Here is a 16748-nt window from a genome sequence, read left to right as displayed (position 1 = left end):
ACATTCACAGCTCCAACTCCTCGTCGATCAGCCGGAACAGCTCGTCGTCGGGGACGCCGTTCACCTCGTCCAGCTCACCGGAGTCGTCGAGGCGACTGCTGAGGCTCCGCAGCCGGGCGGCCAGCCGGGAGCGCGCCGCGCGGTCGGCCCGTACGGCGGGCAGTGCCGACTCCACGTCGTCGAGCCGGCGGAAGACGGCGTCGACCTGCTGCCGGTCATCGGGCAGGACAACGGTGGCCAGATACTCCGCCAGCGCCTCCGCACTGGGATGGTCGAACATCATGGCGGTGGGCAGTTCGGTACTGGTGCGCCTGGCCAGCACGTTCCGCAGGCGGACGGCGGCCAGCGAGTCCATGCCCATCTCGGCGAACGACACCGTCGGCTCCACCTCGGCGACGGTGCGGTGGCCGAGCACCTTCGCGATGTCCTGGCGGACGACCGTCAGCAGCAGGGCGACCCGTTCGGGCCGGGTCAGGGGCGCCAGCCGCTCGGTGAGCGGGGGCTGCGGAACGTCATCTGATTGGCCGTCATGTGGCTCCACGACATCCGTGGTGTACTCCGTTGTCGCGGCGTCGGCAGGCTTCCTCACGGCGTCGCGCGCCGGCCAGTAGCGCTCTCGCTGGAAGGCATAGGTCGGCAGGTCGACGCGCCTGCCTCCGCGACCGGCCAGGACCGAGGACCACGAGACGGCGACACCCCGCACGGAGAGGTCGGCGAGCGCTCCGGTCAGCGCGGACACCTCACCGCGGTGACGGCGCAGCGTGGGCACGACGAGTGTCGAGGCGGGATCGGACAGGCTGTCCTCGGCCATGCCGGCGGCAACGCTGTCGGGTCCGAGTTCCAGGATCGCGGTGACGCCGTCGGCCTCGGCCGCGCGCACCCCGTCGGCGAAACGGACACAACCGCGCGCGTGCCGCACCCAGTACTCCGGGGAGCACAGTTCCTCGTCGCTCGCGACCGTGCCGGTCAGGTTCGACACCACGGGAACGGCCGGCGCCCGGTAGCGGACGCTCTCGGCGACGGTGCGGAACTCGTCCAGCATGCCGTCCAGGTGCGCGGAGTGAAAGGCGTGGCTGACCTGCAGCCTGCTGGTCCTGCGTCCGGCCGAGCGCCAGTGCTCGCGGACACGGTCGACCTCGTCGGCGTCCCCGGAGATCACCACGGCGGACGGCCCGTTGACGGCGGCGAGTTCCACGCCGGTGCCGAGGTCGGCCCGGATCTCCTCCTCGGAGGCTTCGATCGCGGCCATCGCCCCGATCGCGGGCTGGGCCTGCATCAGCCGGCCCCGCGCGGCGACCAGCGCGCAGGCATCGGGCAGCGACAGGACACCTGCGACGTGCGCCGCGGTCAGCTCGCCGATCGAATGCCCCAGGAGCAGATCGGGAGCGACTCCCCAGTGCTCCATCAGCCGGAACAGGGCGGTTTCCATGGCGAACAGGGCCGGTTGCGTGTACTCGGTGCGGTCGAGCACCTCGTCGTCGAGCACCTCGTCGTTCAGTGCCTCGTCGTCGGCGCCGAGGACCACGTGGCGCAGCGGCAGTGCGAGGTGCCGGTCGAACTCGGCACACACCGCGTCGAACGCCGCCGCGTACTGTGGGAACGCGCGGTACAGCCCATGTCCCATACCCTGCCGCTGGCTGCCCTGCCCGGAGAACACCATGGCGAGCCGCTGTGGCCGGGCCTGACCGACGCCGTCGGTGAGCTCGCCGCCGGCGAGGTGGCCCAGTTCGGCCAGCAGGTCCTCGCGGCTGCCGCCGACCAGCACCGCACGGTGTCCCATCAGCGATCGGCCGGTCGCCAGTGACCAGGCGACATCGGCCGGGCCGTGGTCCTGGTCCGGGCGGTCCGTCAGCCAGGAGTGCAGGCGGGCGGCCTGCGCCCGCAAGGACGCCGCGCCGCGGGCCGAGAGCACCCACGGGACCACCGGGGTGGACACCGTGGGAGGCGTCGTCGGGGGCGCGGGCTCGGCGGGGGCCTGTTCGAGGATGGTGTGGGCGTTGGTGCCGCTGATGCCGAACGAGGAGACTCCGACCCGGCGGGGCCGGTCGGCCGACGGCCACGGCGTCGGCTCGGTCACCAGGGACACCCCGCCCGCCGACCAGTCCACATGCGGGGTGGGCTCATCGACGTGCAGCGTCCCGGGGACGACGCCGTGCCGCATCGCCAGCACCGCCTTGATCACCCCGGCGGCGCCCGCGGCGGCCTGGGTGTGGCCCAGGTTGGACTTCACCGAGCCCAGCAGCAGGGGCTGTTCGCGGTCCTGGCCGTAGGTGGCGAGCAGTGCGCCGGCCTCGATCGGATCGCCCAGCGCCGTGCCGGTGCCGTGTGCCTCGACCACGTCCACCTCGGAGGGGGCCAGCCGGGCGTCGGCGAGCGCCTGCCGGATGACGCGCTGCTGGGCGGTCCCGTTCGGCGCGGTCAGACCGTTGGAGGCACCGTCCTGGTTGACGGCCGCACCGCGGACCACGGCCAGCACCTGGTGGCCGTTCTTCCGGGCGTCGGAGAGGCGTTCCAGCAGCAGAAGGCCGATTCCCTCGGACCATCCGGTGCCGTCCGCCGCCGCGGCGAACGCCTTGCAGCGCCCGTCGGGGGCCAGTCCGCGCTGTCGGGAGAACTCGACGAAGGCGTTCGGGGTGGACATGACGGTGACGCCGCCTGCCACCGCGAGCGAGCACTCCCGGGCGCGCAGTGCCTTCGCCGCCGCGTCCAGGGCGACCAGCGCGGAGGAGCAGGCCGTGTCCACGGTGACCGCGGGTCCCTCGAAACCCAGGGTGTAGGACAGCCGCCCGGACAGCACGCTCGCCGCGGTGCCGGTGAGCAGATAGCCCTCGGCGTCCAGCGCGCCGGTGTCGATCCCGGTGCCGTAATCCTGGCCGTTGGTGCCCATGAACACCCCGCACCGGGTGCCGCGCTGGGCCGCGGGGTCGATGCCCGCCCGTTCGAACAGCTCCCATCCGGACTCCAGCACGAGCCGCTGCTGCGGGTCCATGCCCAGCGCCTCACGCGGGGAAATGCCGAAGAACGCGGCGTCGAAGCGGTCGGCGTCGTGCAGGAATCCGCCCGTGCGGGCGTAGCTGGTGCCCGCCCGGTCCGGATCGTCGTCGTACAGGCGCTCAAGGTCCCAGCCCCGGTTGTCGGGGAAGGGCGACAGCACGTCACGGCCCTCCTCGAGCACCTGCCACAGGTCCTCGGGGGAGGACACGCCGCCGGGGAAACGGCAGGCCATCGACACGATCGCGATGGGGTCGCCGGTCGCGGCCACGGCCGTCTGCTGCTCCACCGACTCCGGTGCCACGCCCAGCAGTTCGGCCAGCAGGTAGTCGGCGAGCGCCGCCGGGCTGGGATGGTCGAAGACCACGGTGGTGGGCAGCTTCAGCCCGGTGCGCGCGCCGAGGCGGTTGCGCAGTTCGACGGCGCCCAGCGAGTCGAAGCCGAGGTCACGGAAGGGGCGCGTCATGTCCGGCGCGCCGGACTCCGTGTGACCGAGCACGGTGAGCACCTCGTCACGGACCACGTCGAGCAGCAGTCGCGGCCGCTCGGACTCGGGGCGTTCCCGCAGCCGCTCCGCCAACGCGGAGGGCTGCTGTGCCGAGGTGCCCGAAGCCCGCCGCGCCGGGGCCCTGACCAGTCCGCGCAGCAGGGCGGGCAGGGTGCCGGCGCCGGCCTGTGCGCGCAGCACGGAGAGGTTCAGCCGCACCGGTGCCGTCACCGGATGATCGGCGCGCAGTGCGCTGTCGAACAGGGCCAGTCCGTGGTCCGCGGTCAGCGGGTCGATCCCCGCGCGGGCGAGTCGCGCGAGGTCGTCCTCGTCGAGGTGGGCGGTCACCCCGCCGCGGTCGTCCCACAGGCCCCAGGCCATCGACACGCCCGGAAGGCCCTGTGCGCGCCGGGTCTGTGCGAGGGCGTCGAGGAAGGCGTTGGCCGCCGCGTAGGCGCCCTGTCCGGCGTTGCCCACGAGTCCGGAGTACGAGGAGAACAGTGCGAAGACCTGGAGGTCGGCGCCCTTGCTGAGTTCGTGGAGGTTGACCGCGGCCCGCACCTTCGGGCGGTGCACCCGTGCCACCTGATCATCCGTCATCGACGTGATCACGGCGTCGTCGACGATTCCGGCCGCGTGCACGACGGCCGTCAGCGGCCGGTCGGCGGGGATGGTGGCGAGCAGTGCGGCGAGTGCGTCGCGGTCGGCGGCGTCGCAGGCCGCGATGGTGACCTCGGCCCCCATGGACTCCAGCTCGGCACGGAGTCGGGCGGCGCCCTCGGCGGCCTCACCACGACGGCTGGTGAGCAGCAGGTGCCGTACCCCGTGTTCGGCGACGAGGTGTCGTGCGACGAGTGATCCCAGCGCGCCGGTTCCGCCCGTGATCAGCGCTGTTCCGGTGAGGGCCCGCGGCGTGCCGGCCACGGTGGGCGTGGTGACGAGCCGGGGTACGCGGGCGCTTCCCTCGGTGAGGACGATCTGCGGCTCGCCTGAGGCGAGTGCGCCCGGCAGTGCGCGCGAGGACGCCTCGGTGCCGTCGAGGTCGACGAGGACGAACTGGTCCGGGTGCTCGGTCTGCGCGGTGCGCACCAGGCCCCACACCGCGGCCTGGACGGTGTCGCGAAGCTCGGTGCTGCCGTACACGGCCCGGCACGTGAGGAATGCCAACCGCGCGTCGGCGGGGTGTTCCTCGGCGAGCCAGGACTGGAGAAGGTGCAGCGCCCGCGAGGTGGCCTCGCGTGCCTGGGCGGCGATGTCCGCCCCTTCGTGGCCGGGGCCGAAGGCGGCGAGCACCACGTCCGCCTGCCCGTCCGCCGTGGGCGACTGCTGGATGCCGGGGTGGACGGCGCGAAGCCCGTGCTCGTCCGCACCGTCCAGGGCCCACCGGCCCGCTTCCGCGAAGGGCGGCTGTGTGACCGTCCACTCCAGTCGGTGGAGTGGCGCGTGGTGCCGGACACGCGCGGTGTCCACCGCCGCGAGGGTCACGGACTCGACGGTGTACACGGGCTGACCGGCACCGTCCGTGATCCGCATCGCGTAGGTGTGCTCGCCGAGCGGCAGCAGATGGACGCGGACCGCTGCGGCACCGACGGCGTGCGGGCGCACGCCGTGCCACAGGACGGGTGTCTCGTCCCCGGCGGCCACCAGGCTCAGCGCCGCGCCGACCAGCTCCGGATGCAGACCGTACGGCTCCGCCTCGCTCTCCCGCTCCAGGCCGGCCTCCGCGAACAGCTCTCCACCGGCGCGCCAGACCCGCGCCAGCAGGGGGGATGAGCCCTCCGGCGGGCTCACCGCTTCGGCGTCGGCCGGTGGCCACTGCGTGAGACCGGCCCCGGTGTCCGGGGGTGCGACGCCGGCGCTCGCCGTCGCGTTGCGGGTCCACGGTGTCTCCTCGTCCGGCTGCGAGAACACGTCGACGGCACCGTCGGCGCCGATGCGCACCTGGACACGGAGGACGCCGGAGTCGGGCAGCCGTGGCGGGTCCACCTGACGCAGGACCTCGACACGGTCGAAACCGGCCTCGGCCGCGGCGTGCACCGCCAGTTCCAGCAGTGCGGCATGCGTCCCGGCGGGGTCGGCCAGCCATGGCTGCGCACCGGCGGACAGCACACCGGTGAACACGGTGTCACCGTGGTCTGCCAAGCGCACCGCGGCGCCCAGCAGCGGGTGGTCCACGGCCGTCATGCCCGCGGTCCGCACATCCGCCGGGCTGCCGCTCGGCAGCCAGTAGTGGCGGTGCTGGAAGGGGTACGTCGGCAGATCGAGGGGTTCGTGTCCCGTCCCGGCCCCGGCCCCGGCGAACACGCTCGCCCAGTCGACCGCGACGCCGTGCGCGTGCAGGGCGGACAGCGAGCCGAGGAAGCAGTCGGACTCGTCCTGCCCACGCCGGAGGGTGCCCTGAACCGCCGCCCCGGCGCCCACGTCGTCGATGGTCTCCTGGATGCCGACCAGCAGCACCGGGTGCGGGCTGCACTCCACGAAGGTGTCGAAGCCGGCGGCCAGCAGTGCCCGGGTGGCCGGCTCGAACTGGATGGGCCTGCGAAGGTTGCGGTACCAGTACTCACCGGTCAGCTCAGCCGTGTCGATCCAGTCGCCGGTCACGGTGGACATGAACGCCGTCGACGTGGCGGCCGGCCGGACCGGGGCCAGCAACTGCTCCACACGCTCCCGGATCGGCTCGACGTGGGCGGAGTGGGACGGGTAGTCGATGGGCACCCGCCGCGACCAGATGCCCTCCTCCGACAGCGCGGACTCCAGCCGGGCGAGCGCGGGGAGATCGCCCGCGACCACGGTGGAGGTGGGGCCGTTGAGCGCGGCCACGCTCACCCGCTCGAAGCCCTCCAGGCGGGACCGGACCTCCTCCAGGGGCAGGTTGACCGAGAGCATGCCGCCGCGGCCGGACAGGCCCTCGGCGATGGCCTTGCTGCGCAGCGCGACCGCGCGGGCGGCGTCCTCCAGGGACATCGCGCCCGCGACGACCGCCGCGGCCATTTCACCCTGCGAGTGGCCGATCACCGCGTCCGGCACCACCCCGACGGACTTCCACAGCGCCGCCAGCGAGACCATCACCGCGAACAGAACCGACTGCAGGACCTCGGTCCGCTCGAACTCCCCGGAACGCACCACGTCGGTGAGCGCGAAGTCCACATGAGGGGTCAGGGCGCGTTCGCAGTCGGCCATCGCCTGGGCGAAGACCGGCGAGGTCTTCAGCAGGTCCACCGCCATCCCCGCCCACTGCGGGCCCTGTCCCGGGAAGACGAACACGACCTTGCGGGGGCCTGCCGTGGCGCGCGTGGTCGTCGAGGCGGGCTCGTCGCGGGCCAGTGCGTCCAGCCCCGTACGGAGCTCCTGGGCCGACCGGCCGAGAAGCACGGCGCGGTGCTCGAACGCGGACCTGGCGAGGGCGAGCGAGGCACCGACCGTGGCGAGGTCGGCGTCGTCGGTCAGCGCGGTCGACAGCCGGCCGGACTGCGCCCTCAGCGCCTCGGGGGTGCGTCCGGACACCACCAGCGGCACGCTGGTCAGGGTCAGTGGCGCCGTGGCCGGCGTAGGCGCCGCCGGTTCGGCCACGGGTGCCTGTTCGATGATGGCGTGGGCGTTGGTGCCGCTGATGCCGAACGAGGACACCGCGGCGCGGCGCGGGCCCTGGGTGTCCGGCCAGGGCGCGGGGTCGGTGAGCAGCCGGACCGCGCCGCTGTCCCAGTCCACCAGCGGTGAGGGCCGGTCGATGTGCAGAGTTCTCGGGAGTCGCTCGTGCTGGAGGGCCATCACCATCTTGATGACGCCACCGACCCCGGCCGCGGCCTGGGTGTGGCCGATGTTGGACTTCAACGAGCCGAGCAGCAGGGGATGTTGGCGGTCCTGTCCATAGGTGGCCAGCACGGCCTGGGCCTCGATGGGGTCGCCCAGCCTGGTGCCGGTGCCGTGTGCCTCGAGGGCGTGCACATCGGCCGGGGACAGGCCGGCGCCCGCCAGGGCGGCGCGGATCACACGCTCCTGCGACGGACCATTGGGAGCGGTGAGCCCGCTGCTCGCGCCGTCCTGGTTGACCGCCGTCGACCGGATCAGGGCCAGTACCCGGTGGCCGTGGCGACGCGCGTCCGACAGCCGCTCCAGTACGAGTACCCCGACCCCCTCGGACCAGCCCGTGCCGTCGGCCGCCGCGGCGAAGGACTTGCAGCGGCCGTCCGGGGACAGCGCCCGCTGCCGGGAGAACTCCACGAAGGTGCCGGGTGTGGCCATGACGGTGACACCTGCGGCCAGCGCCAGCGAACACTCACCGCTGCGCAATGACTGCGCGGCCAGGTGCATCGCCACCATCGACGAGGAGCAGGCCGTGTCCACGGTGACCGCCGGCCCCTCGAACCCGAGGGTGTAGGCGACGCGGCCGGACAGCACGCTGGCGGTGGTGCCGGTCAGCCGGTGCCCGTCGACCGCGCCCGCGGTGTGTTCCAGTGGCGGCCCGTAGTCGTGGTACATCACTCCGGCGAAGACTCCGGTGCGGCTGCCGCGCAGGGTGCCCGGTACGAGTCCGGCGCGTTCCAGGGCCTCCCAGGACGCCTCCAGCAGCAGCCGCTGCTGCGGATCCATGGCCAGTGCCTCGCGCGGGCCGATGCCGAAGAACTCGGCGTCGAACCCGCCCGCGTCGTGCAGGAACCCGCCCTGGCCGCAGTAGGACGTTCCGGGGTGCGCCGGGTCCGGGTCGAAGAGCTCGGTCAACCGCCAGCCCCGGTCGACCGGGAACCCGGTGACGGCGTCGCCGCCTCGCTCGACCAGCTCCCACAGGTCCTCGGGCGAGCGGACGCCACCGGGGTAGCGGCAGCTCATTCCCACGATCGCCAAGGGCTCGCGCGCGGCGGCGGTGAGGTCGTGGTTCTTCCTGCGCAACCGCTGGACCTCACGGATGCTGTCGCGCAGCGCCTCGGTGACCGCGGCGGCGGTTGTTTCGCTCATCGGTGTCGTCTCCGGCTCGCTCAGGATTCCAGGCTGCGACGGGCCAGCCTGACCAGGTCGTCCGCGTCCAGCTCGTCGAGGCCGTCCAACTCGTCGAGGCCGTACGGTTCGTCGAGGCCATACGGTTCGCCGACGCTGTCCGGCCCCTCGGGGCCGCCCGGGTGGTCGATGTCGGCCGGGGGCGCGGCCTGGGCGGGTGGTTCGGCCACCAGCGTGAGAAGGGCGTCCAGCAGACCGGCGGCGCGCAGACGTGCCACCGGCAGCGTGGCCAGCCCCTTGCGCAACGCCGCCTCGTCCACCGGTGGCGGTTCGGCGGGCGCCATCTTCCGGGCGATCAGGGCGGCCAGCCGGTTCGGGGTCGGGTGGTCGAAGACGACCGTGGGGGACAGCGCGAGTCCGGTCACCCGGTTGAGCCGGTTGCGCAGGTCGACCGCGATCAAGGAGTCCACACCCAGTTCCCGGAAGCCGCGGTCGAGGTCGATCGCCTCGTCGGGGCCCTGCCCGAGGCAGCCGGCCAGCTCCCGGCGCACCAGGTCGAGGGGGGAGGCGTCCCGCTCGGGCCGTGTCCTCGACGCCACCGGAACCAGACCGCGCAGCAGTGGCCCCGGGTCCTCGGCCCAGGACCGCGGCTGTCCGGCTTTCCGGCCCACCGCCACCAGGAGGGGGGTGTCCAGTCGCAGCGCGGCGTCGAACAGCGCCAGGCCGTCCTCGGTGGACAGGGTGGGCATGCCGATGTCCGCCAGCCGGTCGAGGTCGGTCCGGGACAACTCGGCGGCCATGCCCGTCTGCTCCCACGGGGCCCACGCGAGCGAAGCGGCGGGCAGCCCCTGCGCCGCGCGATGCTGGGCCAGGGCGTCCAGGAACGTGTTCCCGGCGGCGTAGTTCGCCTGTCCTGCGGCGCCGAGGATGCCGGACGCCGAGGAGAACAGCACGAACCCGTCGAGGGCCAGGTCCCGGGTCAACTCGTGGAGATGCCACGCCCCGTCCACCTTGGGACGCAGTACCGATGCCAGCCGCTCGGTGGTCAGCCCGGAGATCACGGTGTCGTCCAGGACGCCTGCCGCGTGCACCACCGCGGTCAGCGGATGCCCGGCCGGGATCGAGGCCAGCAGCCCGGCCACCGCGTCACGGTCGGCGACGTCGCAGGACCGCCAACTGACACCGGGGCCGAACTCCGCCACGTCCACCGGCCGCCTGCCGACCAGCACCAGGTGGCGCATGCCGTGCTCGGTGAGCAGCCGATGGGCGATGAGCCGGCCGAGCCCTCCGGACGCGCCGGTGATCAGCACGGTGCCGTCGGGGTTCCAGTCGCGGAGGGTGGCGGGCCTGCGCCCGCGCGTCAGCCGGGGGGCGAGGAATGTGCCCGCGCGCACCGCCAACTGCGTCTCGTCCAGGGGCAGTACGTCCAGGAGGGGCCGCGCCGTCTCGACGTCGGCGTCCAGGTCGAGCAGGACGAACCGGCCGGGATGCTCACGCTGCGCGGAACGCACCAGACCCCACACCGGGGACTGGGCAAGACCCGGGACCTCCTCGCCTTCCCGGGTGCCCACCGCCGACCGCGTCACCAGCACCAGCCGAGCCGAGGCGAACCGCTCGTCGGTGATCCACGAGCGCACCAGCTCCAGCACCCGACCGGCCGTCGCATGAGCGGCGCCGGGCAGAGTCCGGTCCGTCTCCGCGGACACCGGCACCACCACGAGATCCGGCCCCTCCCCCGCGCACCGGGAGAGATCGCCGTCGTCCGCCACGGCGACACGGGATGTCGTGGACGCCGGGGTGACCGGAACCCACTCGACCTTCAGGAACGGATCGTCGTGCACCACAGGACCGGCCGTGCGGACACTCAGCGCCTCGATGTCGGCGACCGGCCCTCCGGCGGTGTCGGTGATGCGCAGCGACACCGTGTCCTCGCCGGTACGCCTGGTGTGCACCCGGGCGGCGGCGACACCGGTGGCGTGGACGGCCATCTTCTGCCAGGAGAACGGCAGTTTCGCACCGTCGAAGAGCCCGAGCGCACCGGCGCCGTGCAGACACGCGTCGAGCAGCGCCGGATGCAGGGCGAACTCACCGGCCCGCCCGGCGAGGTCCAGGTCCAGTTCGACCTCGGTGATCACCTCGTCGCCGGCCCGCCAGGCGCGTCGTACGTTCTGGAAGCGCGGACCGTACTCCAGCCCGCACTGGGCCAGGCCGCCGTAGAGGTCCTGCGTGGACAACTCGACGGCGGACACCGGCGGCCAGTGGCCGAGGACCCGCTGGGGGGTGGCCGATGCGGGGACGAGGGCGGCGGACGCATGCCGTGTCCACTCGGCATCGCCGTCCGCCGGCCGGGAGTGCACACTCAGCGCACGGCGCCCGTCGGTGTCCTTCTCCCTCACGCCCACCCGGAGTTCGACGGTCTCGTGGGACCGCAGGGCGAGCGGCGCCGTCATCACCAGCTCCTCGACGGTGGGACAGCCCGTCGCGCCACCGGCGTGCACGGCCATCTCGAGGAAGGCCGTGGCCGGGACGAGCACGGTCCCGCCCACGACGTGGTCGGCCAGCCACGGCTGGGTGCGCGTGGACAGCACACCGGTGAACTCCACACCATCGCCGTCGGGCTGTGCGATCCGCGCGCCGAGCAGGGGATGCCCGGCCGGGCGCAGCCCGACCGCGCCCGGCGAGGAGCCGGCGCCGGGGGGCTGGTCCAGCCAGTAGCGCCTGCGCTGGAACGGATAGGTGGGCAGCTGCGTGCGTCGTGCCGGGGTGCCGTCGTAGACGGCCGCCCAGTCCAGGCCGACACCGTGTGCGTAGAGCCTTGATACGGCCTCGGTGAGCGTGGCCGCCTCTGAGCGGTCACGGCGCAGCGCGGGCACGAACCGCGCGTCTCCGTCGACGCATTCGGGCCCGAGCGTGGTCAGCACGGCATCCGGCCCGAGCTCCAGGAAGTCCGTGACGCCGTGGTCGTACAGCCACCGCACGCCGTCGCCGAAGCGCACGGCGGCGCGCACGTGCCGCACCCAGTAGTCCGGGGAGCACAGCTCCTCGTCGCTCGCGACCGTACCCGTCACGTTGGACACGATGGGGATCGCCGGTGGGTGGAAGGTCAGCCTTTCCGCGACCGCGTGGAAGTCGGCCAGCATGGGCTCCATGTGTGCGGTGTGGAAGGCGTGGCCGACCCGCAGCCTGCGCGTGCGGCGCCCCTGCTGCTCCCAGTACCCCATCTGCCCGGTGACGGCCCGCTCGTCTCCGGCGATCACCACGGCCCGCGGCCCGTTGACGGCGGCGATCTCCGCGTACCCGTCCGCCCCTGGCAGACGGGCCAGCACCTCCTGCTCGGTCGCGGTGATCGCGGCCATGCGGCCTTCGCCGGGAAGCGCCTGCATCAGCTTGCCTCGCGCGGCCACCAGCGTCACGGCGTCGGCCAGGTCGAGCACACCGGCCACGTGCGCGGCGGCGAGCTCGCCGATGGAGTGCCCCACCAGGTAGTCGGGGCGCAGTCCCCAGCTCTCGACCAGCCGGAACAGGGAGACCTCGACCGCGAACAGTGCCGCCTGGGTGTAGACGGTCCGGTCGAGCAGATCCGATCCGTCGAACACCACGGCCTTCAGCCCGGCATCGAGGTGCTCGTCGAATCCGGTGCACACGCGCTCGAAGGTGTGGGCGAACACCGGGTACCGCGCGTGGAGTTCCGCCGCCATCCGGCCGCGCTGGCTTCCCTGACCGGTGAAGAGGAAGGCGAGTGCACCGGCCGACGCCGTGCACACGTCGTCGGCCTCGAGGGAGCCCAGCCCCGCGAGGAGCGCGTCGCGGTCCCCGCCGACGACGACCGCGCGGTGCTCCCGGTGCTGCCGGGTGGTGGCCAGCGAGAAGGCGACGTCGTCCGGGTCGGCCCCGGCCAGCGCCACGGCCAGTCGCCGTGCCTGGTCGACCACCGCCTGCCCGGTGTGCCCGGACAGCAGCAGCGGCATGGTGCTGCCGCTGTCGGGCGTCCGGTCAGGGCCGGGCGCGGGGACGCCCTCGATGACGAGGTGCGCGTTGGTCCCGGAGATGCCGAACGAGGAGACGGCCGCGCGGGGCGGACGGCCGCGCGACGGCCACGGTGTGGCCTCGGTCAGCAGCCGCACCGCTCCCGCCGACCAGTCCACGTGTGCGGTCGGGTCGGTGATGTGCAGGGTCTTCGGCGCGATGCCGTGCCGCATGGCCTGCACCATCTTGATGACCCCGGCGATCCCGGCGGCGGCCTGCGTATGGCCGATGTTCGACTTGAGCGAGCCGAGCAGCAGGGGGTGTTCCCGGTCCTGGCCGTAGGTGGCGAGAAGGGCGTGCGCCTCGATCGGATCGCCCAGCACGGTACCCGTGCCGTGTGCCTCGACCACGTCGACATCGTCCGGCACCAGCCGGGCCTGGGCCATGGCCTGCCGGATGACCTGCTCCTGCGCCGGTCCACTGGGCGCGGTGAGCCCGTTGGAGGCCCCGTCCTGGTTGACGGCGGTGCCGCGGATCACCGCGAGAACGTCGTGTCCGTTGCGCCGGGCGTCGGAGAGGCGCTCCAGTACGAGAACGCCCAGGCCTTCGGCCCAGCCGGTGCCGTCGGCCTGAGCGGAGAACGCCTTGCAGCGCCCGTCCGGTGCGAGACCGCCCTGACGGCTGAACTCCACGAACATGCCCGGGGTCGACATCACGGTCACCCCACCGGCCAGGGCGAGCGAACACTCCCCCTGCTGCAGCGACCGTACGGCGAGATGCACGGCCACCAGCGAGGACGAGCACGCGGTGTCCACGGTGACGGCGGGCCCTCGCAGGCCGAGCGTGTAGGCCACCCGGCCGGACAGCACGCTCGCGCTGGTGCCGGTGAGCAGGAACCCTTCGGCGCCATGCGCGGTTTCGTGCAGGCGCGGCCCGTAGTCCTGGGCACTCGCGCCGACGAACACCCCGGTCCGGGTGGCGCGCAGGCTCTCGGGAACGATTCCCGCCCGTTCGAGCGCCTCCCATGTGCCCTCCAGCAGGAGGCGCTGCTGGGGGTCCATCGCCGTGGCCTCGCGCGGGGAGATGCCGAAGAAGGCCGCGTCGAACGTGTCGATGCCGTCGAGGAATCCGCCCGCCCGGGTGGCGGTGCTGCCATCAGCGAGGTCCCAGCCCCTGTCGGTGGGGAATCCACTGATGGCGTCACGCTCCTCCGCCACCAGGTGCCACAGGTCCTCGGGCGAGGTCACCGCGCCCGGGAGCCGGCAGCTCATGGCGACGACGGCGATGGGATCGTCCGTCGCGACGGCGGCGACCGCCGTCTGGGCGGCCCGGGGACGCTCACCGTCCAGCAGGGCGGCAAGGTGTTCGGCCAGCGCCGCAGGGGTCGGATGGTCGTACAGCACGGCGGAGGAGAGCGGTACGCCGGTCGCCGCGACGAGCCGGTTGCGCAGTTCGACAGAGGTCAGCGAGTCGAAGCCGAGGGCGCGGAACGACTCGGTCACGGCCAGCGACTCCGGGTCGTCCCGATCGAGCAGCACGGCCCCGTGCTCGCGCACCAGGCGCAACGCGGCGGCACGCCGCTGTTCCTCGGTGCGCCGCGACGCCCGCGGTGTCCTCGCCTCGGGCCCATGCGTCGGCTCGTCGAGCCAGTACCTGCTGCGCTGGAACGCGTACGTGGGCAGGTCCACCGGCTGTCCGTCCGGGAAGACGGGCCGCCAGTCCACCGCCACTCCCCGCACCTGGGCCTCGGCGACCGACCGCAGAAAACGCCCGATGCCGCCGTCGTCACGGCGCAGCGAACCCACCACGACGGCCTGGGGCCCGGTGGTCTCCTGAACCGGCATGACCAGGGCCGGGTGCGGGCTGCACTCGATGAACCCGGTGAACCCGTCGGCTTCCAGCGCACGCACGCCGGTTTCGAACCGCACGGTCTCCCGCAGGTTGCGACACCAGTAGCCGGCATCGAGTCCGGTGCCGTCGAGCCAGTCCCCGGTGACGGTGGAGAACAGCGGGACCGCGGAGCTGGTGGGGCGAACGGGGGCCAGCTCATCGAGCAGCGCCGGCCGGATGTCGTCCACGTGCGGGGAGTGCGAGGCGTAGTCGATCGGTACCGTGCGCACCCACACGCCCCGGGCCGACAGGGACTCCAGGAGTTCCCGCACCGGCTCGGTGTCGCCGGACACCACGACCGAACGCGGGCCATTGACCGCGCCGATCGTGACACCCCGCGGCAGCAACGGCTCGACCTCGGCCACGGGCAGAGCGACCATGCCCATGCGGCCCCGGTCCTTGATCGCCTCGACAGCCCTGCTGCGCGCCACCACGACCCGTGCGGCGTCCTCGATGCTGAGCGCTCCGGCCACGCAGGCGGCGGCGATCTCGCCCTGCGAATGCCCGATCACCGCGTCCGGCAGCACTCCGTGGGATCGCCACAGTTCGGCCAGCGACACCATGACCGCGAAGGTGGCCGGTTGTACGACATCGTCGCCGGTCATCGGTTCGCGCAGCACATCGAACAGATCCCAGTCGACGAACCGGGACAGTGCCCGCGCGCACTCACGCATCCGTGCCGCGAACACCGCCGACTCCTCCAGCAGTGCCAGCCCCATACCGGACCACTGGGAGCCCTGACCGGGAAACACGAAGACGGTGCGCCCCGGTGCTCCCGCCGTACCGAGCACGGGTCCCGGCAGCTGTTCTTTGAGCGCCGCCAGCTCCTCCCGGCCGAAGACCACGGCGCGGTGTTCGAGCAGCGTGCGCGTGGTGGCCAACGAGTATCCGACGTCGGCGGCAGGCAGATCGTGGTGGTCGAGGTGGTCGAGGAGGCGTTCCGCCTGGCCGCGCAGCGCCTGTCGGGTACGGGCGGACAGGACCCACGGCGTCACCGCCGGGGATTCGCCGGGCGGCGTCGGCTCGACGGAGGGCGGCTCGACGAGCACGACGTGGCAGTTGGTGCCGCCGATGCCGAAGGAGCTGACCCCCGCCACCAGCGGCCGTTCCTCTTCGGGCCACGCGGTGGTCTCGGTCTGTACCCGCAGGTTCAGCTCGGTTAGCGGGACCGCCGGATTGGGCCGGGCGAAGTTCAGGCTCGCGGGCAGCCGACGGTGGGTGAGAGAGAGGACCACTTTGAGCAGCCCGGTGATTCCGGCCGCGCCTTCGAGGTGACCGATGTTGGTCTTCACCGAGCCGACGCGCAGGGGCGTGCCCTCCGGCCGTTCGGAGCCGAGTGCCGCTCCCAACGCTGCTGCCTCGACCGGGTCGCCGGCCCTGGTCCCGGTACCGTGCAGCTCGACGTACTGCACGGTACCGGGTTCGACGCCCGCGGCCCGGTAGGCGGCGCGCAGCACGTCGGTCTGCAGGGAGGGGTCCGGTGTGGTCAGATCCGCCTGGCCGGCACCGTCGTTGTTGACCGCGCTGCCGAGGATCACACCGTGTACGCGGTCGCCGTCCGCCAGCGCGTCGTCGAGCGGCCTGAGCACGATCATCACGCCGCCCTCGCCGCGCACGTAGCCGTTCGCCCGTTCGTCGAAGGTGTAGCAGCGACCGTCCGGGGAGAGGACACCGAGCGCGTCGACTGCCCTGGCGGAGACGGGGGCGAGATTGAGGTTGACGCCGCCCACGAAGGCGTGGTCGACCTCGCCACGGCGGATGCTGTCACAGGCCAGGTGCACCGCCACGAGGGAGGAGGACTGTCCCGAGTCGACGGTGACGCTCGGGCCGCCCAGCCTCAGCAGGTGCGACACCCGGTTGGCGATCATGGAGCGGTGGGTGCCCGTCAGGGTGTAGCGGTCCTCCGCCGCGCCACGGGCACGGGTGAGGGCCGCGTAGTCGTCGGACGACACTCCCAGGTACACACCCGACCGGCTGCCACGAAGGGGGTCCGCCACGAACCGTGCGGACTCCATCGCCTCCCAGGCCAGTTCGAGCGCAAGCCGCTGCTGTGGGTCCATCGCGGCCGCCTCCGCCGCGGTGACTCCGGCGAACTCGGCGTCGAAATGGGCCACTTCGGAGAGGAAGCCGCCATGCTCGACGGCCTGTTCCGCGCTCCAGCGCCCGTGCGCGGTCTCGCCGACCGCATGGCGCCCGGCGCAGAGCAACCGCCAGAATTCCTCCGGGCTCCGGCCACCGGGCAGACGGCAGGCAATACCCGTGATCGCGATCGGCGCCGAGGCGTGAGCACTCGTGGAAGGCGCGACGGACACAGCCAACCTTTCCTCCCCACGGGACGGGACAAGCGGCGAGAGGAATGTGCCCGGGAGATCCTTCCCATGCAAGCGGAATGCCGCTGGGCAAAACCGGGCCCATCGCCGAGTCATTGGGCGGCGACAGGTTGTCGCTGCCTTCGACTCAGACGCTAATCAGCTCGTGGAGA

The 16748-nt window shown here is 72.9% G+C and carries 2 protein-coding genes; both read right to left on the bottom strand.

Annotation, left to right across the window (positions count from 1 at the left end; all coding sequences use genetic code 11):
* Positions 1-4 precede the first annotated feature (4 nt).
* Positions 5-8431 carry a type I polyketide synthase gene (locus CGL27_RS52775; RefSeq protein ID WP_119993900.1) on the bottom strand — a complete coding sequence of 2809 codons (8427 nt, stop codon included), beginning with the start codon at positions 8429-8431 and terminating at the stop codon, positions 5-7.
* Positions 8432-8451: 20 nt separating this feature from the next.
* Positions 8452-16578 (bottom strand): type I polyketide synthase, encoded by an 8127-nt coding sequence (locus CGL27_RS52770; protein WP_240450887.1) that lies wholly within the window; start codon positions 16576-16578, stop codon positions 8452-8454.
* Positions 16579-16748: the final 170 nt, after the last annotated feature.

Source organism: Streptomyces sp. 11-1-2 (genome assembly GCF_003595545.1).
Classification (GTDB): Bacteria; Actinomycetota; Actinomycetes; order Streptomycetales; family Streptomycetaceae; genus Streptomyces; species Streptomyces hygroscopicus_B.
Note: the sequence above shows the minus strand (reverse complement) of the source record. Positions and strands in the feature narration are given on the sequence as shown.